The sequence below is a fragment of the uncultured Nonlabens sp. genome, assembly GCF_947495285.1.
GTDB lineage: Bacteria > Bacteroidota > Bacteroidia > Flavobacteriales > Flavobacteriaceae > Nonlabens.
In genome coordinates this window covers 12,134-37,453 of record NZ_CANLXZ010000003.1, presented here as the reverse complement: position 1 = coordinate 37,453, position 25,320 = coordinate 12,134, and the positions used below count along the sequence as shown (strand labels likewise).

Genomic DNA, 25,320 nt, shown 5'->3' with positions numbered 1-25,320 from the left:
CTCACAATGCATGGTGTTGCGGCTTTTGTGAAGTATCTTTGCAGCCACTAAAAAAGTCCTATGAAAGATAGATTAATTGACCTGCTTTTTGGTACACGTACGATGACATTTTTGCTGTTAGTTTTTGCAGCAAGTATGGCGGCGGGAACGTTTATAGAAAACTCTTATGATACTCCTACTTCTAAGCTATGGGTGTACAATGAATGGTGGTTTTCATTAATCATGTTCTGGTTAATGATCAATTTTATAGGGAACATAAAACGTTATAATTTATTGCAGTGGAAAAAGTGGGCCACGCTTACATTGCATTTATCTTGGGTTCTTATCATTATAGGAGCAGGAATAACACGTTATGTATCTTTTGAGGGAATGATGTTGATACGTGAAGGACAAACTGCAAATACTTTTTTGAGCGATGAGACCTATTTCAGCGCCATAATTCAAGGTGAGGATGTTAATGGTAACCCTATGCAACGTACTGTTAAGGAAGAATTATTAGTCTCGCAATATGATTATAAGACTTCTAGAGATTTTGATTTTTATGACAAGAATGTAAAAGTAACTATAGACAGCATGATTTATGATGCTGTAGAAGGATTAAAGCCTGGAGATGAAAACAGCGATCGTTATTTGAAAATAGTAGAGGCTGGCAGTGGTACAAGGCATGATCATTTAATCAAGGATGGAGAAGAAGCGAGTATTCATAATGTGCTTTTTGGTGTGAACATAGATCCTGTGGTGGCTGCTCAGAAAGGTCTTATTAATATAACAGAAAACTGGAACGGTTACACGATACAGACACCATATGCAGGAGATTATTTGCGCATGGCAGACCAATTAAAAGGACAGGTTTTTGAAGATTCTATACAAGAATTAAAATTAAGATCTCTTTATAACCTTGCAGGAATGCAATTTGTAATTCCTGAGCCTGTAACGCAAGGTGAGTTAGGGATAATTAAAAGCCCTGAACCTACTAAGGCAAAGGCACACGGTATTCTCGCTACGGTAACTAGTGGTGAAGAATCTCAAAAAATAGAGTTATTAGGTGGTAAAGGAATAATATCTGATTATGTAGATATAGATATTAACGGTCTTAAGGTGTATCTCAAATATGGCTCTATAGCTAGAGAAATCCCTTTTAGTATACAATTAGATGATTTTATAGCTAGTAAACAACCAGGTACTGAAAAGTCTTATTCTGCATTTGCTAGTGAAGTTACAGTTATAGATTCTATGGGTAAAACACCAGAACGCATTTATATGAATCACGTATTAGATAAAGAAGGTTATCGTTTTTTTCAAGCAGGTTTTGATCCAGATGAGTTAGGTACACACTTATCTGTTAATCACGATTTCTGGGGTAAGACGGTTACATATACAGGATATTTTTTACTTTATTTAGGCCTTATGGCGTTGTTATTTGATCCTAATACAAGATTCGGTGAGTTAAGAAGATTAATTAACCGTGTTAAAAAACGCAAGGCAAAACAACTGGTAATGATAGCGATGTTGTTTTCTATAAGTATAGCTAATGCGCAGGTACAAGAAGATCATACAGGACATAATCATGCGGCAGGAGAACATTCTACTGCTATAGATAGTAGAGAAGGTGTAAGTACAAATCAAGATGAGGTAGTTAAAAATACAACTGCACCAGATCTAGATCTTGCAGACACAAAATTACCACCTATACCTGTAAAACTAGCAGATAGTATAATAGTGGCAAACATGGTACCCCTGGCACAAGCAGAGCGTTTTGGTAGAGTGGTAGTACAGGATAATGGCCGTATGAAACCTATGTCTACCTTATCTAGCGAGATATTACGTAGACTGTCTGAAAGAGATTACTATGAAGCAAAAGTCGGTGATAGCGTTGTAAGATTAACGCCAGAGCAAACGATGATAAGTATGATTCAAAATAGAGATCTATGGTTTGATGTGCCACTTATTAAATTGAATTATAAGAATGATTCTTTAAAGACCATTATAGGTGTGGATAAAAGTACCAGTTATGCTCGTGGTATGGACTTTATAAGAAGAGAAGATAATACGTTAGGTAGTTATAAAATAAGCCCTTATCTAGACGAAGCAAATGCAGCAGATGTGAAGTCGAGCATACAGCAAGGTTTTATAGACATTAATTACTCGGTAGGCTTATTAGACCAGGTACTAACAGGTTCTATATTTAAGATTTTTCCTAAAAAGGGAGCTGATAATAATACATGGTACTCTGCTCCAGATATAGAAAAGGCTGCTTATACAGAAGAGCATGATCATAACTTTGTTAGAGATTTCTTCCCTGCATATAATGCATTATTAAATCAAGGAAATGCTACTGGCGATTATGTAAATGCTAATGCCGCATTAAATAGTTTATTTGAATTTCAACGTTATCATGGTGCTGATATAATACCTAGCGAGGATAAGATCGAAGCAGAGATCCTTTACAATAAATTTAATGTCTTTAAGGGCTTGTATAAGTGGTATGGATGGTTCGGTGTGATGATGTTGATTCTCTTAATAGTTGAGATCATTAAACCTATGAGAGAGATAGGATGGTCTATTCAATTTCATAAATGGGTCATTTTTGGATTATTCTCAGTTCATACAGCTGCGTTAATCATGAGATGGTACTTAAGTGGTCACGCACCATGGTCAGATGCTTATGAGTCGTTAATTTATGTGGCGTGGGCAACGATGCTCTTTGGACTCATGTTCGGTAGAAAGAGTGATATGACTATAGCTAGTACGGCATTTGTAGTGGCTATTATTCTATGGGTAGCACAGTTGAACTGGTTAGACCCATCGATAGGTAATTTACAGCCTGTGCTAGATTCTTACTGGTTAATGATACATGTTTCTATTATCGTAGGTAGTTACGGTCCGTTTGCGTTAGGAATGATTTTAGGTCTAGTGACTATGATTCTTATGATATTCTCCACAAAAAAGAATAAGAAAATTATGGATCTTAATATCAAAGAGCTTACTTATATCAATGAAATAGCTCTTACCGTAGGTCTTATTATGCTTACTATAGGTAACTTCTTAGGAGGTATGTGGGCAAATGAATCTTGGGGACGTTACTGGGGTTGGGATCCTAAAGAGACATGGGCATTGATAACTATATTTATCTATGCATTTGTATTGCACTTAAGACTTGTTCCAGGTTTAAAGAGTAGATGGACCTTCAGTTTATGGTCTGTGCTTGCATTTGCTAGTGTATTGATGACCTATTTTGGTGTAAACTTTTACTTATCAGGATTACATAGTTATGCTAGTGGAGATCAAATTATTTCTTACAAATTTGCGGTGATATCGTTATCAGTGATTTTAGTTCTAGCGGCTATTGCTAGATACAGAGAGAATAAAATTTACGGTAAAAAGAAGCAGTAGTACAACTTCTGTTTACATTAAAGCTCTATACAGAATTACTTATCTGTATAGAGCTTTAATTTTTTAATGGAATCTTTACTCATGCTATAGTTTGCTATTGCTTTAATTATCATACCGCAACCTACTATAATTGCACCATAAAATATTAAAGAAATATTAGTAGCTAGAATAGTAGATGTACCTATTACTGTTAATAGCAAACCTAATAAGATCATTATATTTCTCTTAGATTTGATCTTCTTAAGGATCGAGTCTAATACTTCTATAACTTTAGCTTTGTAAGAAAGAGGAATTTGTAGATCACGATCATAAACACCTGCAAACAGTGCTAGAAACTCTTCTTTAGAAAACTGATCTTTATAAAGATGATCATCTTTATTCTTTAAAAAGACATCAATTATAGAGGTGAATTGATTAAGTAAATCTTCGTCATTTAAATGAAGTTGTTTTCTTGAGGTTTCTAAGCTGTGCTTTTTCTGTTGTTCAAAAGTAGATTCTTCTCTCAGTCTAGCTTGCTCGTCTGCATAGAGCTCGTCTAGTAGAGAGCCTTTCTTATTAACAGTTTTGTGTTTAGACGCATGGTCATACTCTTTTATTTCTTTCCATTGATTTGCGTCTATGGATCGTTTTTCTAAGGTAATTTGTGCGGCATTCCAGGCGACTGGAGTATATTTTTCTTTATCAGTAGTAAGAATATGAATCAATTCTCGATCAGAAAAATCGGTATATAGTTTAAGAAGTTGTTCTTTGGTCATAGAAATGATTTAGAAACAATGAAAAACTTAATTCTTGAATGAATTCCTGTAAGCTTCTTTCTCACGTTGTGTTTTACGTTGTATCTGGAAACCTTTTAAGAATTTACGTAAATACTGATCATTTAAATATTTGAACTTAGGATGTGTTTTTTTTCTGAAGAAGGCACTTAATTCTGTTTCACTTATAACTACGTCTGCCTTTTTCCAGATATAGAGTAATTCTTTAGATGTAAAATTAAAGGCGATTTTAAGTTTACGCAATATAATGGTATTATCTAATTCTGTCTCTGCTACAGGAATTTTACCATCTTTTTTCCCTCTATGGTTAACAATAAGTCCATTAAGAAAAACAGCTAGATTTTCATCTACGACTACATCAAAGTCTTCATCTTCTTCTTTTTTAAGCCAGTTGCTTATTTCTGCTCTAGAAACAGGTTCACCACCTTTGGCATATATATCTATCATCGCATCATCACTCAAGTTTAGAGTAAATCTCAACCTTCTTAATATATCGTTGTTATCCATTTCTTTTATTTATAGACTAGTTTAAGACTACAAAGGTACGATTATGATTGCCTTTAAGAATATTTTATTGGGTTTGTTCCATTTTTGCGTAAGCAGGAATCAAATAATAATCCTTTTACTTTTATAATTTAATACCAAATCTGGAGAGCATCTTCTTTTCAAATTTCCAGAAAAAGTCAAATTGGCCAAACAACCAGCCCATTGCTACTAGTAATATTTGATAGATAGGGAAGAGTATAAGCATACGCAACGGCCAGAATATCCATCCAGACATAGATTCTCTGCTCAAGCCTATGTATTCCATAAATGGGCCTGATAAACGTGCAGATAAAGAACCTGTGATAGCAAATACTATAAACAGGGCGATTAATTCCCATCTATAAGTAACTTCCCATCTGGTTTTTAATTTTGAAAACAACCACATCGTTATTTTATAAAATATAAAAGCTAGAATCAATGTCACGACTAGGGTAAAAGAATACTCATAGGTAATGTCCTCAAATGTGGTAGGTAAAATGCGCACAGCTATAAAATAACCGCTTGCTAGTAGACCTATTATACCTAAAAGGATGTAAATGAATTGCCAGTTTTGGGTAATTTCCCAATTCTTTTTTAGTTTTTGCATATTGCAAAAATAAGTTACTTCAACCTCTGATTATATTTTTGTTCAAAGAAAAGGAAGTAGTTGTACAGTAAATAATTCACTTCATAGCCATAATCTGTTCTACGATTGTAATCTATAGCAAATGGGTAAAGATCATTACCATATTTTAAAGGGTTTCTAGACCTAATGTTATAAGTAGTAACTTTAAATGTATTACTTATTTCCATAGCAGATTGAGAATAATAACCTCTAGGTGGTTGTGTTACTAACCAAGAATTAAATCCAGGTTCAAAAATTATAATTTCATATTCTAGACTATCGTTAACAATACGTATGGTATCGTTTTTTATAGAATTAATAGAAGTCAGTTTTTTATCTGGTCCTGTATTCATGGTGCTGCATCCTACTATAGCTACCATCACAAAAATGCTGTATATAAATGTTTTCATAGGATAAAAATAGAGCGCTTGTTTACTTAAATGTAGTAAGAATGAGTTAATGATGCAACTCGTTGAGCAAACAGGTAATTATATTTAAAAATACAAAAAAAGCGATCACTCCTTAAGTGATCGCTTTTATATTAATAAGATATTATGATTTTTATTTGAATAAACCTCCTATAATACCGCCTATACCGCCACTTTTCTTTTTATCACCACCTAGAACCATTCCAGCAACGTCATCTATAATGCTACCATCACCGTCTGCATCTAGAATTTTTTCAATAAAGCTTTGTTCTCCTCCTGCAGCACCAGACTGACCACCTAGAACAGAACCTATAAGATCACCTATTCCATTAGATCCAGAGGCAGTTGCTTGAGATTGATTTTGTTTTGCAAGCACACCCATAACTACAGGAGCAGCCATTTTAATAATTTGACTTACCGACCCCATGTCCATACCACTAGTCTGTGATAAAGCACTTTCTACTTGAGTTTGTTTTGAACCTAAAACATGATTTAATATTCCAGCACCATCAGATTCTAATTGCTCTGGGCTACCTGCACCATCGCCAAAAATACCGCCCAACATATCCATCACACCACCACCGCTATGACGTGGGTCATTTAATGCATTTTTAAGTGATTCTGCACCTTCAGGAGTGGCAGCATTACGTTGCATAGCTCCTAAAATAAGTGGCATTGCTTGTGATAATAGACCAGAAGTCTGGTCTGCTGAATTTCCTGTTTTTTGAGAAAGTCCTTGTATTAAAGTTTTCCCTGTATCAGATTGTAATAAGTCTAGTATTGATGACATAAGTTATATTTTTAATTTATTTATCGAACAAGTTACATAATTTATTGGGACTATTAAAATGGAGTCTATTTTTGTTTCGCTTTCGCGAAAGCGTAATTATCACCGTTTAAAAACTTAAATTTATCGGTAAAATGCGTTTTAATGGCTTCGGTCCTTTTTGAAACTCTGTGTACTGCACGATCAAAGTCTAGTATGTATAGGTAGATTTTTTAATTTTTTAAAGCATCTTAATTAGTTTTAAATATGCTTATGTGGTCAGTTTTAATGTGTCTTTTCTACATCAGTTTTAAATAAAAACTAGAAATAACGAGCTGGTTTTAAATTAAGGTTTTGAGTCATAAAAAAAAACCGCAATCGGTAAGATTACGGTTTTAAAAAGTATGATTTATCTAAGATTTGTTATCCTAGTATTTCAATAATCTGATCAGCTAATTCTGTACCTATACGATCTTGTGCCTCGTTAGTTGCTGCTCCTATGTGTGGACTAAGAGATAATTTAGAATTCATAAGAAGTACAACCTCTGGCTGTGGTTCTTTTTCAAAAACATCTAGTGCTGCAAAAGAAATATGTTCTGATTCTAACGCATTTACTAGAGCAACCTCGTCTAACACACCACCACGAGCGGCATTAACTATAGCAGCTCCTTCTTTCATTTGTGCTAATTCTTCTGCACCTATCACATAATTCTCTTGTGCAGGAACGTGAATAGTAACAAAATCTGAAGTTTTAAGCAGCTCATCTTTTTCTACAAGAGGAATTTCTACATTTACTGTCTGTCCATCAAAAAGATCCCAGGATACAGTAGGAGCATGGTTTGCAAAGCTATCATGTGCGACTACTTTCATACCTACCCCAGCTGCGATTTTTGCAACTTCTTGTCCTATGCGACCTATACCTATAATTCCTAGAGTTTTACCACGTAATTCAGAACCTTTGGCATATGTTTTTTTAAGACCTTTAAAATTAGTTTCTCCCTCTAGAGGCATGTTACGGTTTGCATCATAAAGAAAACGGACACCACCGTAAAGATGACCAAAAACTAACTCAGCAACACTGGCACTACTCGCTGCAGGTGTGTTAATTACTTTAAGGCCTTTCTCACGAGCATAAGCAACATCTATATTATCCATACCGACACCACCTCGTCCTATGATTTTAAGACTTGGGCAGTTGTCAATTAACTCTTTACGAGCCGTGGTTGCAGATCTTACTAAGAGTACTGCTATTTCATTTTTATTGATATATTCTTCTAACTGTCCTTGTGCGACATTAGTAGTAATTACCTCGTGACCAGCTGTAGTTAATTTATCAATTCCGCTTTGTGAGACACCGTCGTTTGCTAGTATTTTCATTTTAGTTTCTTTTGTTTCCGTTTCCTAACCTTAAAAAGGTGTATAAACAGTTGACTTATTATATTAAACTTTGAGTCAAATTTAAGTTCTAATGAAATCTCAGCCTTTAGGGTTGGGGATAGGATTTCATTATTAAAAATCTATAATTGTTAATGGTTAAGCCTTCTTTTCTAGGTCTTTCATTACATCTACAAGAGTTTGCACGCTCTCTAGAGTTAATGCGTTATACATACTTGCACGATAACCACCTACAGATCTGTGACCATTTAAACCATTAATTCCTGCTTCTTTCCACATAGTATCAAATGCTGTGGTATGTGCGCTGTCATTTAAAACAAATGTAGCATTCATCGCAGACCTGTCTTCTTTCTCTTTTACAAAACCATTGAACAACTCATTGCGATCTATTTCATTATAGATTAAAGCAGCTTTCTGTTCGTTTAATTTTTCTATCGCATCTATACCACCATTTTCTTTTAACCATTCTAGTGTAAGCATACTTACATAAATAGGAAATACTGGTGGTGTGTTGAACATAGAATCTTTTGAGATATGAGTTCTATAGTCTAACATAGAAGGTATTTGTCTAGAGACTTTACCTAAAATATCTTCTTTTACAACGATTAAAGTAGTTCCTGCTGGCCCCATATTTTTTTGAGCACCAGCATATATTAAATCGTATTTTTCAAAATCACGCTGTCTAGAAAAAATATCACTACTCATATCACAGATTAATGGCACAGACACGTCTGGTGTGTATTGTAGTTGTGTACCGAAAATAGTGTTATTAGTCTGAAAATGGAAATAATCCACATCTTCAGGTATTACATAGCCTTTAGGTATGTGATTATAGTTATCTGCTTTTGAAGACGCTACTTCTATAACCTCACCAAACATTTTTGCTTCTTTAATAGCTTTATCTGCCCAGGTACCTGTGTTTAAATAAGCCGCTTTTTTCTCTAAAAGATTATAAGCAACCATTAAAAACTGCATACTTGCTCCACCGCCTAAGAATAATGCTTTATAACCTTTTCCAGTTAAACCTAGGTGTTCTAACGCTAGGGATTGAGCTTTTTCCATGACCGCAACAAAATCTTTACTACGGTGGGAAATTTCTAGGATACTTAAATCGTTGAAATTAAGAACAGCTGCCGCTGCTTTTTTAAAAACTTCTTGTGGCAGTATGCATGGTCCTGCGCTAAAATTGTGCTTAAGCATTGTATGTCATCTTTTGAATGAATTACAAAAATGCAAAATAGAACGCCATTTTATGTTATATAATCGATAAGGTTTTTAAGATAATGTCAACAAAAATCGAATCGTATCCACGCCGTCTGCATAGTCTTGTAGACCAGGTGTTTGTGTAGTACCGAATTCTACTATCTGTGGTGCAGTCATATTTCCTAATAAATTACTTACCGTACTGGCTGCTGGTCCAGATGCTACAATACATTGCAACTTATCTGCATTTTCTTGAAACTCTGTTCCTAAGCTTTCTAAAGTATCGTAATAACTATATCCTAGGCTAGCAATAGGAGAGGAGTAACTGTCATTTTCTTCTTTTATTAATAAGAACTCGTTATCCAGTAAATTAAACTCGCTCATTAAATAAACGGCTTTGTTATAGTCGTAGTTATTTAGGTATTTTTCATTCTTAATAAGTTCTTTTCTCACGAACATGCCGTTAAAAAACAAATCAAAATTATATCCTATGGGAACTTTTAAATGACTCACACTTCTACAACCTAAACCAAAATAAAGAAACACATCTTTACTCAACGCCTGCATTTGTTCTAGTGTTTCATTTCCTGTTAAAACGGCAACACTATTTCTATTTTTACGTATGATATGAGGCTTTTTACCAAAATAATGTTCAAAATATCGAGCTGTATTATTACTTCCTGTAGCTATTACGGCGTCATAATTTTCTAATTTACCGTTTGCATAAGAATAGGAATCTGTTAGTTCTGGACAGTAAGAAGTTGCTATTTCTAGTAGTAAAGGTGTGAGCACGTCATCATTACTAGAATTTTTAATCATCGCATGATGGCCTGAAATGATGACACATAACACATCATGAAAACCTACTAGGGGTAAGTTACCAGCTGTAATAAGTGCTACATTTTTAGAGCTTAGTTTATCGAGCTCATAGGCTTGTGTCCAGTTAGTTAGGTTCTCTACAGTTAAGGCATTTGCCCATTGCTGTATGGAAAAATGCAGGGTATCTTCTGTAAACCAAGAGTTTTTACGTTCTGCTAGTTCTAGTCTTTGTTTTATGATATCTTGCCAGCTTGCACCTGCGTCTGTGAGAGACTCTAGTGTACCTTTTAGGTAAGAAGAAAGTTGAGATCCCGCTTTCGCGAAAGCGGAAATACGATCATTTAACGTGGTATTTATTGACAATGTGTTCACAAGGCACTATTTTTGCACAAAAGTAAAGAAAAGCTATGGCAATCATCATAACAGACGAATGTATTAATTGTGGCGCGTGTGAACCTGAGTGTCCTAACACGGCAATTTATGAAGCAGCAGATGACTGGCGCTATGCAGACGGTACAGATTTAGATGGAAATGTTGTTTTACCTAACGGTAAAGAAGTGGATTCTAATGAGACGCAAGAACCAGTAAGCGACGAGTTTTATTATATAGTCCCAGATAAATGTACGGAGTGTGTAGGTTTTCATGAAGAGCCGCAATGTGCTGCGGTATGCCCTGTGGACTGCTGTGTGCCAGATGATAATGTGGTGGAGACTAAAGAAGTGCTCTTAGAAAAGCAAGCTTTTATGCATAAGGACTAAGGAGTGTTTTAAACGATAATTACTATTTTACAACTCTCAAGAGCTATCGCTTTTGAGAGTTTTTTGTTTTTATGGAGTAACTGGTTATTAATTATATTAGCTTAAATTTTATAGTCATGAAATATCTTTTCTCACTTTTATTTTTAGGAGCTTTTTTTAATGGAGTTGCTCAAGAAATGACAGGACAGCAACTACTGGATAAAGCAATCAAAGTTCATGACCCCAGTGGAAACTGGAATAGTTTTAAAGGAAATTTACAGGTTACGATGTCTACGCCAGATAAACCAGCTCGTGTGAGTGACATTTTTATAGACTTGCCGGCTCAAAAATTTAGTGCAGCTGCTACTCGTGATAGTGTTATGACTATTTACACGGTAGATAAAGAAAACGCATGGGTGAATAAAAAGGATTTAAGATCTCCACAGACTCCTATGGAGAGTACGGATAAGGAGAATGAAAGAGCCGTTTTTATGAAAAACTATTATACCTATTTGTATGGTTTACCGATGAAATTAAAGGATCAAGGAACTCATATAGATTCAAATGTAGAACGTAAAACCTTTAAAGGTAAAGAATATTTAGTGATAAAAGCTTCTTATAATGAAGCGGTAGGAAACGATGTATGGTTCTTTTATTTTGATCCAACTACTTATAAAATGGAGATCTATCAATTTTTTAAAACAGATGAAATAGGTAATGTAAAATCTGATTCTGGAGAGTACATTTTATTATCTGATAGTCATTTGATCAATGGAATACACATGCCTAAAATGCGTAAATGGTATTATAACAAAGATGATAAATTTCTAGGCGCAGACGTGATTACAAAATAATTGTACTTTTCTTTCTAACGATAAGCAACCTTTTTTAGAATTCTACATCTATCTATAAACCAATCTATATGAAAAAGCTACTTTTTATATTACTTCCTATAATTTTAATTTCTTGTGAGGCCAGACTAGATGACGATAAGCGTGCTTTTTTTAAAACTAGAATAGTTGATTCTAGTGGTTTGCCACTTGTCAACGCATCTGTAGAAGTAACGACTTATAGATCTTATGATTTCTTTTCATTTAATGGACAGAGTCTAGTTAAAACCTCAGAACCTAACAGAGATTTTTTGTTAGGTAAAGGAACTACAGATGAGAATGGAGCTGTTTCTTTTACCATGTTATTTGATACTACCTATAGATATTATGTACGTATAAATGGGGTGGATGATTCTAGTAAAATACTGGCTGTAGCGAGTGATAGTTTTAATCAAGACCTTACTCTAGATATTCCATTAATTACTATGACAGATATTGCAAATGTGGAATTAGAATTTATAAACACATCTGGAACGACGAGTGTTTATGATGTAACCATTAATTATTTTGCGATTTATTGTGACGAATTGTACGAGAATAACTCAGTTGTAAGAGATGAAAACTGTGGGTTTGAAGATGAGATCATTGATTTGGTAAATCAAACAACAGATGATGGTTTATTTGAATTTAGAGCATTTTATCCATCTGTCATAGATGTGAATTATAGAGATGCCGCTGGAAATGAAGTAAATGAACAATTTACAATTAACAATCCTACAGAACGTTATGAGATTAATTACTAGAAAAATACTTATAATAGCAACTGTATTATTAGGGTACTATTCTTATAGTCAAGAAAATACAACAGAAAAGCTTAATAGCTTACCAGATCGTATTTTTGCAGTTGATCTTTATTTACAACGTGCTTTGCCTGCCGGCGATAACTTTATAGGTAACGGATTATCTAACGGTACTGGCTATGGTATAAGAATGCAATTTGATATTTATAAAAATATTTATGTAGGTGGTGGGCTGACTCAAGACTTTTTCAGGGTAAAAAATACAGATGTAATAGGAGAATTTAATAAGACTACTAAGTTCAATGCTTATCTGTTTCTAGGTTATGATTATCAATTAAATGACGACTGGAGCATCACTGCAGATCTAGGTTATGGATACAGTCAAAATAAGAATAGACAAGGTGCAGAACAAGGCGGTGGTAAATTTAGAGATACTGGAAATGTATTTAGAATAACGACTAGCATAGAATATAATTTATCTAGTGCTATGTCATTGTATTTAAGCCCAAGTTATGAGTCCATTTCTTATAATATAAATAGTGCTCCTGCATTAGGAGATACTTTTGATAAGGGGAAATTTATAAATCTGGCTTTAGGTATACGTCTCAATGTTAGAGATTATAGAAATGTACCTCTTAAAGGTACTGGTAATCAACAGCTAATTGATTTACAGAATAGAGATCGTGATGATTTAAGTATATCAGAGAAAAGAAAACTTTATTTTTTAAAGAAAAAAGAAGCAAGAAGATTGCGCCGTGAGAGAAGAAGGAACAATTAATTGCTCAACACAAACTCCACGCGTCTATTTTTTATTTGCGCATCTTCTGGCTCGTTAGGATCTATGGGTTGCGATTCTCCGTAGCCTTTGTATTTGATTCTGTCTTTTGTTATTCCGTTATTGATAAGATAGTCTGCAACGCTTTTTGCTCTGTCTTCAGATAGTTTTTGATTGTAAGCTGCGTTTCCTAAATAGTCCGTATGACCGTTAATAGTAATGTGAAGCTTAGGATTTATTATGAGATATAGGATCAGCTCATTTAACTCTGCCGTACTTTCTTCTAATACAGTAGCTTTATCAAATTCAAAGCGTATGGATTTTAAAGTGTAGGTGGAGTTAAGTAGAAAAGAACGCTGTGATTCGGTTTTTATAGTTTCTTTACGTGCGGTAAAAGCTACATTTTCTAATGAATTTTCTATAGTTACAGATGTATCTACCAGACTTACATTATCTATGTAATAATAAGAGATATTCTGTCTGTTCTTTTTTGATACTGCACGTTTATCTGTTCTAGAGTTTTTATTAAAGTTTCCTATTATGAAATACGATTCATTTCCAGAAGCTGTAAAGGTTAATTCTAATGGTATCCATCGCTCTGTATTATCATAATACATTTCATTTTCAATAGGGTAAATGGCATATTTGTCATTCTTAATTTTTCTCAATTGCTTCTTTGATAACTCTTCTGACGTAGAGAGATTTAATTCACTAGGCAAAAACAAAATAGAAAACTCTTTTATAGCAAAATCAGAAGCTTCGGCAAGGCTTATGAAAAACTTGAGTTTGTATTCTTTACCTGCTTTTAAGCTTCTAGAGATCTTACCTTGAATATACTCACGGTAATCATCATGAGAGTAGCAATAAATTCCTGCGTACTTATGACCATGATGTGCTACCTGTGTTCCGTTATAATTATTAGGCATTCCCGCATGGCTAACTATGCAATCATTAAAAAGATCTGTTGTTCCTAAAGTAGGGTTGGACCATTCTTTTACTTTTCTGAAACCACTTATAAACTCTGTACAACCTTCTGTAGATTCAAAACTCCCATTGAGCACTAGGTTTTGTGAGAAGCTTATGCACGGAATCAATAATATAAATAGGGTAGATGAGAACCTTTGTTTCAAGAAATGTGCGTTAGTTCTATTAAAAATTAGATTTTATTAAAATTACTGTTCACGGTTCTGATTTTTATCGCCATAATTTGTTTTATCGTTAAAAACCAAACATGCCAAGACGGATACTTGGCATGTTGGTTTTTAGGAGTTAAAATAGATTTACGACTCTTCGGGCATCAACAATCCCAAAATATCAATCGCTGCTTCACTAATTTTAGTTCCAGGGCCAAATACAGCTGCTACTCCTGCGTTAAACAAGAATTGATAATCTTTTCTAGGTATCACGCCACCTACGACTATCATGATGTCCTCACGGTCATATTTCTTAAGCTCTTCCATTACTTGCGGCACAAGTGTTTTGTGACCTGCAGCAAGAGAAGAAACACCCAGCACGTGTACATCGTTTTCTACAGCTTGTTTTGCCGCTTCTGCTGGTGTTTGAAACAATGGACCTATATCTACGTCAAAACCTACATCTGCATAACCAGTCGCGACTACTTTTGCACCTCGATCGTGGCCGTCTTGTCCCATTTTTGCGATCATTATTCTAGGTCTACGTCCTTCGATTTTTGCAAATTGGTCTGCTAGTTGTTGCGCTTTCGCGAAAGCGGAATCATTCATAATCTCTTTCTTATATACTCCTTGTACACTTTTTATAGTCGCTCTATAACGACCATAAACCTCTTCTAAAGCATCTGAAATTTCGCCTAGAGTTGCTCGTTCTCTTGCCGCATTTACAGCGAGTTCTAGCAAATTACCTTCTTTAGTTCTAGCGCAATCTGTCAGTGCTTTTAAAGCTTTTTCTACTTTTTGAGTGTCTCTTGTGGCTTTAATATCGGTTAACCTATCGATTTGCTCCATACGTACAGCCGCATTATCTACCTCTAGAGTATCTATGTGATCCTCGTCTGGACTAGGGTATTTATTCACACCTACTATGGTGTCTATTCCAGAATCTATACGTGCTTGTTTCTTTGCAGCGGCTTCTTCTATGCGCATTTTAGGGATTCCTGCCTCTATAGCTTTGGTCATGCCGCCTAGTTCTTCTACTTCTTCAATAAGTTCCCAGGCTTTGTCAGCAATTTGATCTGTAAGGGATTCTACATAATAAGAACCTGCCCATGGATCTACTGTTTTTGTAATACCGGTTTCTTCTTGTAAAAATAACTGAGTATTTCTAGCAATACGCGCACTGAAATCTGTAGGTAAAGCAATAGCCTCATCGAGTGCATTAGTATGTAAACTTTGTGTACCACCGAATGCTGCTGCAGATGCCTCAATAGCAGTTCTCGCCACGTTATTAAAAGGATCTTGCTCTGTAAGTGACCATCCAGAGGTCTGACAGTGTGTTCTTAAAGCAAGAGATTTAGCATTTTTAGGATGAAACTGTTTGATCATTTTTGCCCAGAGCATACGTGCCGCACGCATTTTTGCAATTTCCATAAAATGATTCATTCCTATTGCCCAAAAGAAAGATAGACGAGGAGCAAAGGTATCGATGTCCATTCCTGCGGCTAGTCCTTTACGCACGTATTCTAGACCATCGGCCAGTGTGTAGGCTAGTTCTATATCACTGGTCGCACCTGCTTCATACATGTGATAACCAGATATGGAAATGGAGTTAAACTTAGGCATGTGCTGACTGGTGTATTCAAAAATATCTGAGATAATTTGCATACTAGGCCCAGGCGGATAGATATATGTGTTACGTACCATGAATTCCTTAAGAATATCGTTCTGAATCGTACCACTCAGTAGTTTTTGATCCACACCTTGCTCCATTGCTGCAACTATGTAGAATGCCATGATAGGTAAAACCGCACCATTCATGGTCATAGAAACCGACATCTTATCTAGCGGGATAGAGTCAAAAAGTATTTTCATATCCTCAACGCTATCTATAGCAACACCAGCTTTACCTACATCACCTACCACACGTTCATGATCACTGTCATAACCTCTATGCGTCGCCAGGTCAAAGGCTACAGAAAGTCCCTTCTGTCCAGCAGCGAGATTTCTTCTATAAAATGCATTTGATTCTGTCGCACTAGAAAAACCTGCATACTGTCTTACTGTCCATGGACGGCGCACATACATGGTAGAATAAGGACCACGTAAATTAGGCGCTATACCTGCTACAAAGTCTAGATGCTCTAAGTTTTTAACATCATCTTTTGTGTACTCTTTCTTTATAGCAATACCTTCTGATGTTTCATAGGTAGCGGTTTCTGGTCGCTTGGTATGAAAATCGTAATTGGGTTTTAGGTTAGATATGTCTTTTCTTTTCATGGTTTAATTTCGGATTAATACTAATCGTTCATTAGATACATTATTTTGATGTTTTTAAACTTTCCGATTAATATCATTTTCTACTATATTCATTGCCAAAATTGGCCAATGTGTTCCATTCCTCTTTTCCATTTTATACCTATAAATTTATAAGGATCAACTCTCTTGATTAAATTCATAGTAAAGAGGAGTTATTGAAAAAGGTGTTTCTGTAAATTTAAACTTTCCTTCTTTAAAAATACTAACGGAATCTGTTTGCAAAAAGACTCTTGTTATTGCAAAAGGATCGTTACTTAAGTTCTCATTTTTAGCAATTGTATTCACTTCTATTTTCCAAGTACCTTCTAATTCTTCTTGAGTAAAAGAATTTGAACAAGACATGAAAATCAGAAACATACCTATCAACATATCCATAGGTGCAGACTTAAGTCCGCACCTATGGATAGATGGTGTAGGTTTGATTTTAATCATTTATAATTCTTATTAAAGTTACTTTTACTGATACTATAAAACCTCGCTTATGGCCAGGTTCTAAATTTGCTTAAAATGGTCAGTTCTCTTGCTAGTTGAAATTGATATAAATCGGTTTCATGAAAATAAGTTTTTAAGAGTCCTTCATTTCCTCTTCTTGGAATGTTTATAATACCTTCTTGAGAGTCCACATTTGTAATGCTGCTTACTTTCCAGTTACCTATAAGTGTTTCGGCAGTGCTTTGAGTATTACAGGACGTGAAGATAAAAAGAAACCCCATTTTTAAAAGGCTAGAATTAATTCTGCCTTTTGATAAAATCGATGTCCTCATATCCATAGGTGCGGACTTAAGTCCGTACCTATGGATAGACATTTGTGATAAAAAAACCATTACAATTTTTTGATTTCGCTTTTCTCAAGCTCTTCAGTAATACGCTTTTTAATAATAGGTTGTATTAAAGTCTTGCGAGGTTCTATCTTTCTAAACGGTAATATTTCGTACTCTTTTTGTAAAGGTAATGCCGCATTAGGATGCTTATTTGCTCCTATAAGAACACGTTTTCCTGTATTAAAATCTTCTTGTTCTTGTTGTGCACTTTCTTTGATCTTGCGCTGTATGGTGCCATCAAAAAGTGACTGTGTAAAACCACCTGCATTCTCGACATCCTTAAATATATCCAGTGCTTTTTCTACCAGTTGCTTGGTAATGGTATCGATGTAATAAGAGCCGTCTGCTGGGTTGCCTATTTGATTGAGATAAGCCTCGTCTTTTAGAATCCTTAACTGATTGCGCGCTATGCGATCTCCAAATTCATTTTCTTTGTTAAAAAATGTATCATATGGTAGGTTGCACAACGTGTCTGCACCGCCTAAAATAGCACTCATACACTCGGTAGTGGTGCGCAACATATTCACATTATAATCCATTAAAGATTTATTGCGCAGGCTAGGTGTTGCGGTTATATAGCAGCCTAAATCGACTGCGTATAGATCTCCTAAAGTTTTGGTTAAAATACGATAGGCACGATATTTTGCGATCTCAAAAAAGTAATTACTACCTATAACCGTGTCTATGTTGATTCTTTTTCCCGCTTTCGCGAAAGCGGATAACGTACCACCATGATCTAAATGATTCAAATACTCGTTAAGATGAGCTGTAAAATAAGCTAGTTCTTGAGTAATGGTAGCACCAGCCTGTTGATAGGTAGATGTGTTTATAGTAAGATTAGAGAAAAAACCATCAAAACTATGGAGAAATGTATCTAGGTTTTTAAAGTCATGATTCTTGTTCTTAAACCAGTTTCCATCACTGGCTAGTTGATGAATAATGTCTATGTGAACATAAGCATGCGGTGCAATTTGATGAATAGATTTTATATAATCTAGGTTAAAAAACGGAGTGTGAATCTGTAAACCTACCTTAGGTAGATTTTTAAACAATAGAGTAGGATCTATGCTAGAGTTAGGGATTATGAATATAATTCCCTCACCACCGCGGTTTAAAATGTCCAGTGCTTTTTTATTTGCGGCTACAGCATTACCAGCATATACTTTTTGAGATATGTACCAGTCGTTAGTCTGTGTAGAACGATTAGTGATATTAATATCTGGCGCACTCTCGCTATGATAAAATGGCTTTATATGAATACCTTCTCTGGTAGCGGTAATAAGGGTATCGTTATAGTCTGCACCTTTAAGGTCCATCTGGATTTTCTGTTTCCATCGTGCTTCAGAAATAGCATCAAAATCTTTAAAAAGTTCTTTACTCATTTTCTTCAGTTTTAACAGAATCTACGTGTTGTATGATGAATACCTCTTCATTTTCACGTTTCATTAAATAGCGTTCACGAGCAAATTTTTCTAAACCCAAACTATCCTGTAGGGAAGCTATTTTTATCTTATCACGAGCAATACCTTTTCTATAGAAATCGGCATTTTCTTGTTTTTCAGCAAGTTGTTTATCTATCTCTCTATGAGATGTCATCCACGCATTTGCATCTAGAAAACATATCCAGATAGTAAAAAAGATAGTGATGAGTGTGTATTTATTACTAAAAAACCTCCACCACGGATTAGTTTTTAATTTTTTTAATCCCATATGTGGAAATTTAAGAAATTATCCTAGCTTTTGATCGATAATAGTACGCAAGATTTTAACACCTACCGTGTTAAATCTATTTGTAGGTATGATCACGTCTGCATAGGCTTTAGTGATTTCTATAAATTGTTGATGCATAGGTTTTAAAGTAGTCTGGTAACGTTCTAAGACCTCGTTAAGATCACGACCGCGGTCTGCAATATCACGTCTTAATCTTCTTATTAATCGCTCATCGCTATCACAGTCTATGTATACTTTTATATCAAATAACTTGCGTATGCGTGGCATGGTAAGAATTAAAATACCTTCTACGATAACTACTTTACTAGGTGCTGTTTTTATGGTCTCACCTGTACGATTGTGATCCACAAAGCTATAAACCGGTTGGTCTATTGTATTGCCTTTTTTTAATTCAAGAAGGTGTTTCTCTAAAAGATTAAAATCAATACTCTCTGGATGATCAAAGTTGATTTGTGTGCGTTCTTCATATGTAAGATCGCTAGTATCTTTATAATAAGAATCTTGAGATATTACGGTTACTTCGTGATCAGGGTATTCATGGATCATTTGTTCTACCACGGTAGTTTTACCACTACCTGTTCCACCGGCAATTCCTAATATAAGCATGAGATATTTTGTTTTTGCAAAAGTACGGATTTAGGTTTGAGTTTCTAGGTTTTGATTTGTGCAGCTGTTGTTTTAATTTACTCTTTATAAACTGTATGAAAATGAAAGTAATTGCGTAGCACAGTTATAATTTAAATTAGGTATTTCTAACTTTACAAAAAATAGAATTCATGAAAATGCAAATGGAATCCAACTGGAAAGAGGTGTTGCGAGAAGATTTAAGTGAACCTTATTATAAAGAATTGACCACTTTTGTTCGTGAAGCCTTTAAAAAAGATACGTGCTACCCACCAGAGGACAAAATTTTTGCGGCACTTAACCGTACTCCTTTTAATAAAATAAAAGTGGTTATAATAGGTCAAGATCCATATCATGGTGCTGGGCAAGGTAATGGTCTTTGCTTTTCAGTTTCAGATGGGGTAAAACACCCACCGAGTCTGATGAATATTTTTAAAGAAATAACAACAGATTTAGATCAACCTTATCCAGAGTCTGGTAATTTAGAACGCTGGGCAGATCAAGGTGTTTTACTTTTAAACGCAGTGCTTACCGTAGAAGAAGGCAAAGCTGGAAGTCACCAAAAACAGGGTTGGGAAAAATTTACAAACGCTATTATCAAAAAAATATCTCAAGAACGTAAAAATGTTGTGTTTCTATTATGGGGTGGATTTGCTAAAGGAAAGGCAAAGCTTATAAATAAGAATGCGCATCTTATATTAGAGAGCGGTCATCCATCACCATTAAGTGCAAATCGAGGATTGTGGTTCGGGAATGGCCATTTTTCAAAGACTAATGAATATTTAAAAGAAAAAGGAATCGAGCCTATTATATGGTAGAATGTTGTGCTCTAATTAATAGTAAATAGACTTTTATAAAGAACTCGTCCTACAGCTATGAGAACCGCTATGCAAGTTTTTAATAGACTACCTTTATCCCAATACATACGACTGTAAACAAAGTGATTCTTTACTCTTTTAAAGTTAGTTTTTTGTTTGTTAAGTGGTGTGAAATTCTTTAAACCAAAACTATATAATGATTAACGATATTCAATTAAACAAGCCAGAAGCTATAGATGTAACAGAAAGACCTGCATTTTATAATGCAGACTCTAACCTAGTTACTACCATGAACAACTTAGAAGAAGGCAAAGTAGTTTTAATAAGATCATTTTATAGCAACGGTTTAAATTTACTAAAGGAACTGCACACGCATCTTAAAAAGAAGTTACCTAATAAAACCTATCAAGAGCAGCAAGTATATCGTAATACTTATCGCAAGTTATCAAATCTTATTTTATTAGAAATAGTAGATAATAAGTTAGAGGTTGCCAAAGCGCCTTCTATAGGCTGGTTAGAAAAACTGTATCCAGAGGTTCAAAATTTTCACCTTACTTTACCACAAGTTCAAGGGCTTAACAGTTCATGGCAGTGGTACAAAAAAGGAATTTCTATACCTGTATTGCGCAATAAAATACATCCTTTTTACGGTGTCTATTTTCCAACAAGATTTGAGCATCTAGAATTTTTTGATAATTACTTAAAACGTTATGAAGGTCCTAAAAAAGCTGCTATAGATGTAGGAGTAGGTTCTGGGGTTTTATCATTGCAAATGGTAAAGCACGGTTTTCAAAAGGTATATGGTACAGATGTAAATCCTAACGCTATAGTAGGTCTTACTGAGTTTATGGGAGAGACTAAACTATCGCGTAAGATAGAATTAGACTACGCACCGTTTTTTGGAAAATTTGATAAACCTGTAGAACTTATTGTTTTTAATCCGCCGTGGTTACCTGTAGATAAAGATGTGGACGGAATAGATGCAGCTATTTATTATCCAGAAGAAATGTTTACAGCGTTTTTTGAGGCTGCAAAAGAACGTCTATTGCCAGATGGTAAGTTGGTTATTATATTTTCTAACCTGGCTCAAATTACTAAGGTTACCACCGAGCACCCTATAGAGAAGGAGATAGCAAATAATGATAGATTTGAGTTAGAGAGAAGTTTTAAAAAGAGAGTTAATTCTGCTTCAGAAAAAACAAAACGCAATCCACACTGGAGAGATCTAGAAGAGGTAGAGCTATGGGAACTGAAGCTTAAATAGATTTTTAAAATTTAAAAAGGCTATCTAATCTTGCGCTGTTCTTCTTCTGTGCGAGTAAAGTACCAATAGATTACATAAAATATACTAAAAACGCCTGCTATAAACGCCCATAGTAGGCTTCTATTTCTGGTCCAAGAACAAACAACTGCCATAGAAGAGAAAATGGATGTACCTGCAGCTATTCCTGTAGAATAGTTAGTCGTTATGGTTTCTTGTATAGTTGTAAGTAACAATGTCATCATGTTAATTTTTATAAGTGTCAAACTTAAAAAAAAACTGCCTATTTAAGTAGTTATTAAGATAATGATTTATTTAAAATACATAAAAAAAGCACCACAATGAAGTGGTGCTTTTGATACTTGTTCTAAGATAGAGGACTATCCTAAATATGATTTAAGGATCTTACTTCTTGAATTCTGACGTAATCTTTTGATACCTTTTTCTTTAATCTGGCGCACGCGCTCACGAGTTAAATCAAAAGTTTCACCGATTTCTTCTAGACTCATAGGTTGTTGATTACCGATACCGAAGTAAAGAGAAATCACGTCTGCTTCTTTTTGAGAAAGAGTTTCTAACGCACGAGTAATCTCTAGAGTAAGAGATTCATGCATTAATTCTCTATCAGGATTAGGCGACTCACCACTACGTACAACGTCGTAAAGGTTAGAAGTTTCACCTTCTTTAAGAGGCGCATCCATGGATACGTGACGACCTGCATTCTTAAGAGATTGTTTCACATCACTTACCGTCATGTCCAGTTCTTTTGCAAGTTCTTCTGGAGATGGAGGACGTTCATGCAATTGCTCAAGATGAGAAAAAGCCTTATTAATCTTGTTAATGGATCCGATCTTGTTTAATGGAAGACGCACGATACGTGACTGCTCTGCTAGTGCTTGTAAGATGGACTGTCTGATCCACCATACCGCATAGGAGATGAATTTAAAACCACGAGTCTCATCAAATCTTTTTGCTGCCTTTACGAGTCCGGCGTTACCTTCATTAATAAGATCTGGAAGTTTAAGCCCTTGATTTTGATACTGTTTTGCAACAGATACTACAAAACGTAAATTTGCAGTGGTCAACTTTTCAAGAGCTCTCTGATCACCTTTCTTAATACGCTGTGCTAGTTCTACTTCTTCCTCTGCAGTGATTAGATCAATTTTAGAGATATCTTGTAGGTACTTATCAAGCGATTTTGATTCACGGTTTGTAACCTGTTTGGTGATTTTGAGTTGTCTCATTTAGATAATAAAGATTAAAAAATTAATGACCTGACAGCTTTTGTCAGGTGAATACATAACAGCAAAAATCGTACCAAACGACCCTTTTATGACAGCTTATCAGGCTAGTAATACTGTGAGTTATGCAGATTTATTTAGTCGTAAATATGTTCTTTTTATTACACTTGTTATACAGAATATATTAAAAAAATGTTGTGTAATTGTTTAAAGTACTGCTGTTATTGCGCTATGATAGGGCAACACTTTTTTATAATTAAATTTATAATCTGTTAATTTAGCTTAGATTTATAGTTTAAAATTGGTTTTAAATGGTATTGAAAATATGTTCTATTAAATTTAATTACGTATTATTTTTTTTCATTACATCATGTTTTTTCTGTCAGTCTCAGACAGGTACTAGTGTAACAGGATTATGGACTCAATATATGTATAAAAAAGCTTTAAATAATGATTGGGCTGTAGCTGGTGATTTTCAATACCGCACGTATGAGGTAGGAAAAGATTTCCAGCAATTTATCGCTCGAGCAGCAGTTTCTTACCGTCCAGCAAAGATTGCGATAGAATTTCAGGCCGGTTATGGTTATTTTACTGGACAATCATTTAGTGCAGGTGACTCTACTACTTCAGAGCATAGAATCCATCAAGATCTTTGGTTTGCTAGTAATGTAAGTAACCGTTTTGAGCTTAAACATCGCTTAAGAATAGAAGAACGTTTTATTGAAAATCAAGATTTTAGGTCAAGATGGCGTTATACCTTATTTTTTAATGTGCCACTTAACAATAAAACTATCATAGATCATACGTTATACGCTGCTTTATGGAACGAAATTTTTATTAACGGGCAGACAGATACAGGAATCGGTACGGTTGAGTATTTTGATAGAAACTGGGCGTTTGCCGGTTTGGGTTATAAATTAAATTCAGCCATTAAATTTCAGGCAGGTTACATGCGAGAAGTAACACCAGCAATAAGTAAAGGGCAGTTAATTCTTACCGTATTTCATAGTTTGTGATATGTGGTTTTTAAGAATAAGTGTTCCGCTTTCGCGAAAGCGGAATTAACACCACCATAGTGCCTCAATTAAGCGTCTTAACTAGTTGAAATACTTGAATACATGTATGGCGTTAATAACGAAGATACTACAGAATAGTAATACACGTATCCAGTTGTAGTTAACGAGTTTTACTTGAATATCACGATCTGTACTATCCTTATCTATTTTTTCATGAAGAGAAATAAAAACGAGCATGGTTAATAACCAGTTAGTGGCGATTAATGATAAATCTATGATATCAAAGAAGGAATAGGTCTGTTGGGTAACCATTAAATAAACAGAAAAGCCTAATTGTGCTAGCATTAAAGGTGCAACAATAGAGGTGATTTTGCGTGTGTATAAAGGATGCCACTCAGTTAGTTTCTCGCTTGTGTAATGTAAAAAGCTGGGGTAAATAATGATTTGTACCATCCAGATAAGTACGACTAGCCCAAAATCTATCAGTAATTTAGTGAGAATTATTGCATTCATATTTTAGTAATTTTATAGGCCCAATAAATTAGAATAGGGTGAATGACTAGTAGTCGAGACCAGCCTATCCATGAAGGTATACATAAATCTCCAGCACAACTGCCATTTAATAAAAAGTAAACGTGTGAAATAATGAAGGCTACTAGCATAGCGATAGTTAAATGACCTGCTATTTTTCTAGTCTTAAAAAACATAGCAAATACAGCTACTATCAACTCTGTACTGCCTGCTATATAATTAATAAGTAATTTATTGCCTAGCCAGTCAGGAATGACCTCTAGATAGATGTCTGGCTGTATAAAATGCATGATTCCTGCAACTAGATAAAAAACAATAAAAGAATAGAGTGATAATTTAGGTTTTATTTGAGTTGCCATTTATAGTCGGTATGTACCTTTTTAAGTGTTAAGAAGAATGGTATCCACCATATAAAATCATTAGTGATTAAGGTGTAAATAAATTCAAATGGCACAATGTCTTGAGCATAGTTAAAAATGAAACCTAACGGGCCAAATATTTTACCTAAGAATCCTACAGCTACTATAGGCCAGTGTTTCATAGGGTTGTAACTAGCCCACCAATAACCTAATCCATAAACGCCTATCACCATTCCCATACCTTGCCACACCATAGGGTGGTTGAGTGGCTCCATACCTACAAGTTCAAAAAAATGATTAGGGAATAATACAACCCAAGCTCCCCAAATAAGATTATAAACGGCAGCAAGTTTTAAGGTAAGTTTCATGGATTTTTTATGTGATAAGTCTGTGGTGATAG

28 protein-coding genes are annotated in these 25,320 nt (G+C 34.9%); 8 read left to right on the top strand and 20 right to left on the bottom strand.

Features of this window, described 5'->3' with window-relative positions:
- The first annotated feature begins 60 nt into the window (after positions 1 to 60).
- The gene (ccsA, locus tag Q0838_RS01725) at positions 61 to 3,393 is read left to right on the top strand and encodes a cytochrome c biogenesis protein CcsA (RefSeq protein ID WP_298950569.1); all 3,333 of its coding nucleotides are present in this window, start codon (positions 61 to 63) and stop codon (positions 3,391 to 3,393) included.
- Between the two features lie 35 nt (positions 3,394 to 3,428).
- On the opposite strand, the gene Q0838_RS01720 is transcribed toward ccsA, so the two are convergent.
- From Q0838_RS01720 to Q0838_RS01685, 8 genes are all read right to left on the bottom strand, one after another.
- Positions 3,429 to 4,148, bottom strand: a complete 720-nt coding sequence (locus tag Q0838_RS01720) for a hypothetical protein (protein WP_298950568.1) — start codon at positions 4,146 to 4,148, stop codon at positions 3,429 to 3,431.
- Positions 4,149 to 4,175: 27 nt separating this feature from the next.
- The gene (locus tag Q0838_RS01715; RefSeq protein ID WP_298950565.1) at positions 4,176 to 4,673 is read right to left on the bottom strand and encodes a DUF1456 family protein; all 498 of its coding nucleotides are present in this window, start codon (positions 4,671 to 4,673) and stop codon (positions 4,176 to 4,178) included.
- A 121-nt stretch (positions 4,674 to 4,794) separates the two neighbouring features.
- Positions 4,795 to 5,298: a DUF6787 family protein gene (locus Q0838_RS01710; RefSeq protein WP_298950563.1), complete on the bottom strand. Its 504-nt coding sequence runs from the start codon at positions 5,296 to 5,298 to the stop codon at positions 4,795 to 4,797.
- 14 nt (positions 5,299 to 5,312) lie between these two features.
- Positions 5,313 to 5,726 carry a DUF6146 family protein gene (locus Q0838_RS01705; protein WP_298950562.1) on the bottom strand — a complete coding sequence of 138 codons (414 nt, stop codon included), beginning with the start codon at positions 5,724 to 5,726 and terminating at the stop codon, positions 5,313 to 5,315.
- Positions 5,727 to 5,877: 151 nt separating this feature from the next.
- A complete protein-coding gene (locus Q0838_RS01700; RefSeq protein ID WP_298950560.1) occupies positions 5,878 to 6,534 on the bottom strand; it encodes a DUF937 domain-containing protein in 657 nt (218 codons plus the stop codon).
- A 399-nt stretch (positions 6,535 to 6,933) separates the two neighbouring features.
- Positions 6,934 to 7,887, bottom strand: a complete 954-nt coding sequence (locus tag Q0838_RS01695) for a D-2-hydroxyacid dehydrogenase (RefSeq protein WP_298950558.1) — start codon at positions 7,885 to 7,887, stop codon at positions 6,934 to 6,936.
- Between the two features lie 156 nt (positions 7,888 to 8,043).
- Positions 8,044 to 9,105 carry a 3-phosphoserine/phosphohydroxythreonine transaminase gene (gene serC / locus Q0838_RS01690; protein ID WP_298950556.1) on the bottom strand — a complete coding sequence of 354 codons (1,062 nt, stop codon included), beginning with the start codon at positions 9,103 to 9,105 and terminating at the stop codon, positions 8,044 to 8,046.
- Positions 9,106 to 9,180: 75 nt separating this feature from the next.
- On the bottom strand, positions 9,181 to 10,299 hold the full coding sequence (locus Q0838_RS01685; protein ID WP_298950555.1) for an acyl-CoA reductase: 1,119 nt from the start codon (positions 10,297 to 10,299) through the stop codon (positions 9,181 to 9,183).
- Between the two features lie 35 nt (positions 10,300 to 10,334).
- Here Q0838_RS01685 and Q0838_RS01680 point away from each other — a divergent pair, with 35 nt between their 5' ends.
- The 4 genes from Q0838_RS01680 (at position 10,335) to Q0838_RS01665 (ending at position 13,072) form a co-directional block, all read left to right on the top strand.
- Positions 10,335 to 10,685, top strand: coding sequence for a 4Fe-4S dicluster domain-containing protein (locus Q0838_RS01680; RefSeq protein ID WP_298950553.1), 351 nt, complete (start codon positions 10,335 to 10,337; stop codon positions 10,683 to 10,685).
- A gap of 116 nt (positions 10,686 to 10,801) precedes the next feature.
- On the top strand, positions 10,802 to 11,518 hold the full coding sequence (locus Q0838_RS01675; RefSeq protein WP_298950552.1) for a DUF6503 family protein: 717 nt from the start codon (positions 10,802 to 10,804) through the stop codon (positions 11,516 to 11,518).
- Positions 11,519 to 11,586: 68 nt separating this feature from the next.
- Positions 11,587 to 12,297, top strand: coding sequence for a hypothetical protein (locus Q0838_RS01670; RefSeq protein WP_298950550.1), 711 nt, complete (start codon positions 11,587 to 11,589; stop codon positions 12,295 to 12,297).
- Entirely contained in the window at positions 12,281 to 13,072 is a 792-nt protein-coding gene (locus tag Q0838_RS01665; protein ID WP_298950548.1) for a hypothetical protein, read from the top strand. The genes Q0838_RS01670 and Q0838_RS01665 overlap by 17 nt, the downstream gene beginning before the upstream one ends.
- On the opposite strand, the gene Q0838_RS01660 is transcribed toward Q0838_RS01665, so the two are convergent.
- The 7 genes from Q0838_RS01660 to udk form a co-directional block, all read right to left on the bottom strand.
- Entirely contained in the window at positions 13,069 to 14,199 is a 1,131-nt protein-coding gene (locus Q0838_RS01660) for an OmpA family protein (RefSeq protein WP_298950546.1), read from the bottom strand. The two genes, Q0838_RS01665 and Q0838_RS01660, sit on opposite strands and share 4 nt — an antisense overlap.
- Before the next feature lie 150 nt (positions 14,200 to 14,349).
- The gene (gene scpA / locus Q0838_RS01655; protein WP_298950544.1) at positions 14,350 to 16,479 is read right to left on the bottom strand and encodes a methylmalonyl-CoA mutase; all 2,130 of its coding nucleotides are present in this window, start codon (positions 16,477 to 16,479) and stop codon (positions 14,350 to 14,352) included.
- 156 nt (positions 16,480 to 16,635) lie between these two features.
- A complete protein-coding gene (locus Q0838_RS01650; RefSeq protein WP_298950542.1) occupies positions 16,636 to 16,950 on the bottom strand; it encodes a hypothetical protein in 315 nt (104 codons plus the stop codon).
- 47 nt (positions 16,951 to 16,997) lie between these two features.
- Positions 16,998 to 17,231 (bottom strand): hypothetical protein, encoded by a 234-nt coding sequence (locus Q0838_RS01645; RefSeq protein ID WP_298950540.1) that lies wholly within the window; start codon positions 17,229 to 17,231, stop codon positions 16,998 to 17,000.
- 110 nt (positions 17,232 to 17,341) lie between these two features.
- On the bottom strand, positions 17,342 to 18,721 hold the full coding sequence (locus Q0838_RS01640; RefSeq protein ID WP_298950539.1) for a methylmalonyl-CoA mutase subunit beta: 1,380 nt from the start codon (positions 18,719 to 18,721) through the stop codon (positions 17,342 to 17,344).
- Entirely contained in the window at positions 18,714 to 19,049 is a 336-nt protein-coding gene (locus Q0838_RS01635; RefSeq protein ID WP_298950537.1) for a septum formation initiator family protein, read from the bottom strand. Before Q0838_RS01635 ends, Q0838_RS01640 begins: the two co-directional genes overlap by 8 nt.
- Positions 19,050 to 19,067: 18 nt before the next feature.
- Positions 19,068 to 19,676, bottom strand: a complete 609-nt coding sequence (gene udk / locus Q0838_RS01630; RefSeq protein WP_298950535.1) for a uridine kinase — start codon at positions 19,674 to 19,676, stop codon at positions 19,068 to 19,070.
- A 170-nt stretch (positions 19,677 to 19,846) separates the two neighbouring features.
- Between udk and ung the strand changes: the two genes are divergently transcribed.
- Together ung and Q0838_RS01620 are read left to right on the top strand one after the other, a co-directional pair.
- Positions 19,847 to 20,512 carry a uracil-DNA glycosylase gene (gene ung / locus Q0838_RS01625; protein ID WP_298950532.1) on the top strand — a complete coding sequence of 222 codons (666 nt, stop codon included), beginning with the start codon at positions 19,847 to 19,849 and terminating at the stop codon, positions 20,510 to 20,512.
- Between the two features lie 196 nt (positions 20,513 to 20,708).
- Positions 20,709 to 21,776, top strand: a complete 1,068-nt coding sequence (locus tag Q0838_RS01620) for a methyltransferase (RefSeq protein ID WP_298950531.1) — start codon at positions 20,709 to 20,711, stop codon at positions 21,774 to 21,776.
- Positions 21,777 to 21,796: 20 nt separating this feature from the next.
- On the opposite strand, the gene Q0838_RS01615 is transcribed toward Q0838_RS01620, so the two are convergent.
- Together Q0838_RS01615 and Q0838_RS01610 are read right to left on the bottom strand one after the other, a co-directional pair.
- On the bottom strand, positions 21,797 to 22,018 hold the full coding sequence (locus tag Q0838_RS01615) for a hypothetical protein (RefSeq protein WP_298950529.1): 222 nt from the start codon (positions 22,016 to 22,018) through the stop codon (positions 21,797 to 21,799).
- 135 nt (positions 22,019 to 22,153) lie between these two features.
- Positions 22,154 to 23,017 carry an RNA polymerase sigma factor RpoD/SigA gene (locus Q0838_RS01610; RefSeq protein ID WP_101014111.1) on the bottom strand — a complete coding sequence of 288 codons (864 nt, stop codon included), beginning with the start codon at positions 23,015 to 23,017 and terminating at the stop codon, positions 22,154 to 22,156.
- 308 nt (positions 23,018 to 23,325) lie between these two features.
- Here Q0838_RS01610 and Q0838_RS01605 point away from each other — a divergent pair, with 308 nt between their 5' ends.
- Entirely contained in the window at positions 23,326 to 24,030 is a 705-nt protein-coding gene (locus tag Q0838_RS01605) for a DUF2490 domain-containing protein (protein ID WP_298950517.1), read from the top strand.
- Positions 24,031 to 24,111: 81 nt separating this feature from the next.
- Here the strand turns inward: Q0838_RS01605 and Q0838_RS01600 are convergent, their stop codons facing one another.
- The 3 genes from Q0838_RS01600 to Q0838_RS01590 are packed head-to-tail and all read right to left on the bottom strand — an operon-like array spanning position 24,112 to position 25,288.
- Positions 24,112 to 24,543: a hypothetical protein gene (locus Q0838_RS01600; RefSeq protein WP_298950515.1), complete on the bottom strand. Its 432-nt coding sequence runs from the start codon at positions 24,541 to 24,543 to the stop codon at positions 24,112 to 24,114.
- Positions 24,540 to 24,920 carry a hypothetical protein gene (locus Q0838_RS01595; protein WP_298950513.1) on the bottom strand — a complete coding sequence of 127 codons (381 nt, stop codon included), beginning with the start codon at positions 24,918 to 24,920 and terminating at the stop codon, positions 24,540 to 24,542. Before Q0838_RS01595 ends, Q0838_RS01600 begins: the two co-directional genes overlap by 4 nt.
- Complete coding sequence (locus Q0838_RS01590) at positions 24,905 to 25,288, bottom strand: alkyl hydroperoxide reductase (RefSeq protein ID WP_298950511.1); 384 nt, start codon at positions 25,286 to 25,288, stop codon at positions 24,905 to 24,907. The genes Q0838_RS01595 and Q0838_RS01590 overlap by 16 nt, the downstream gene beginning before the upstream one ends.
- Positions 25,289 to 25,320 lie beyond the last annotated feature (32 nt).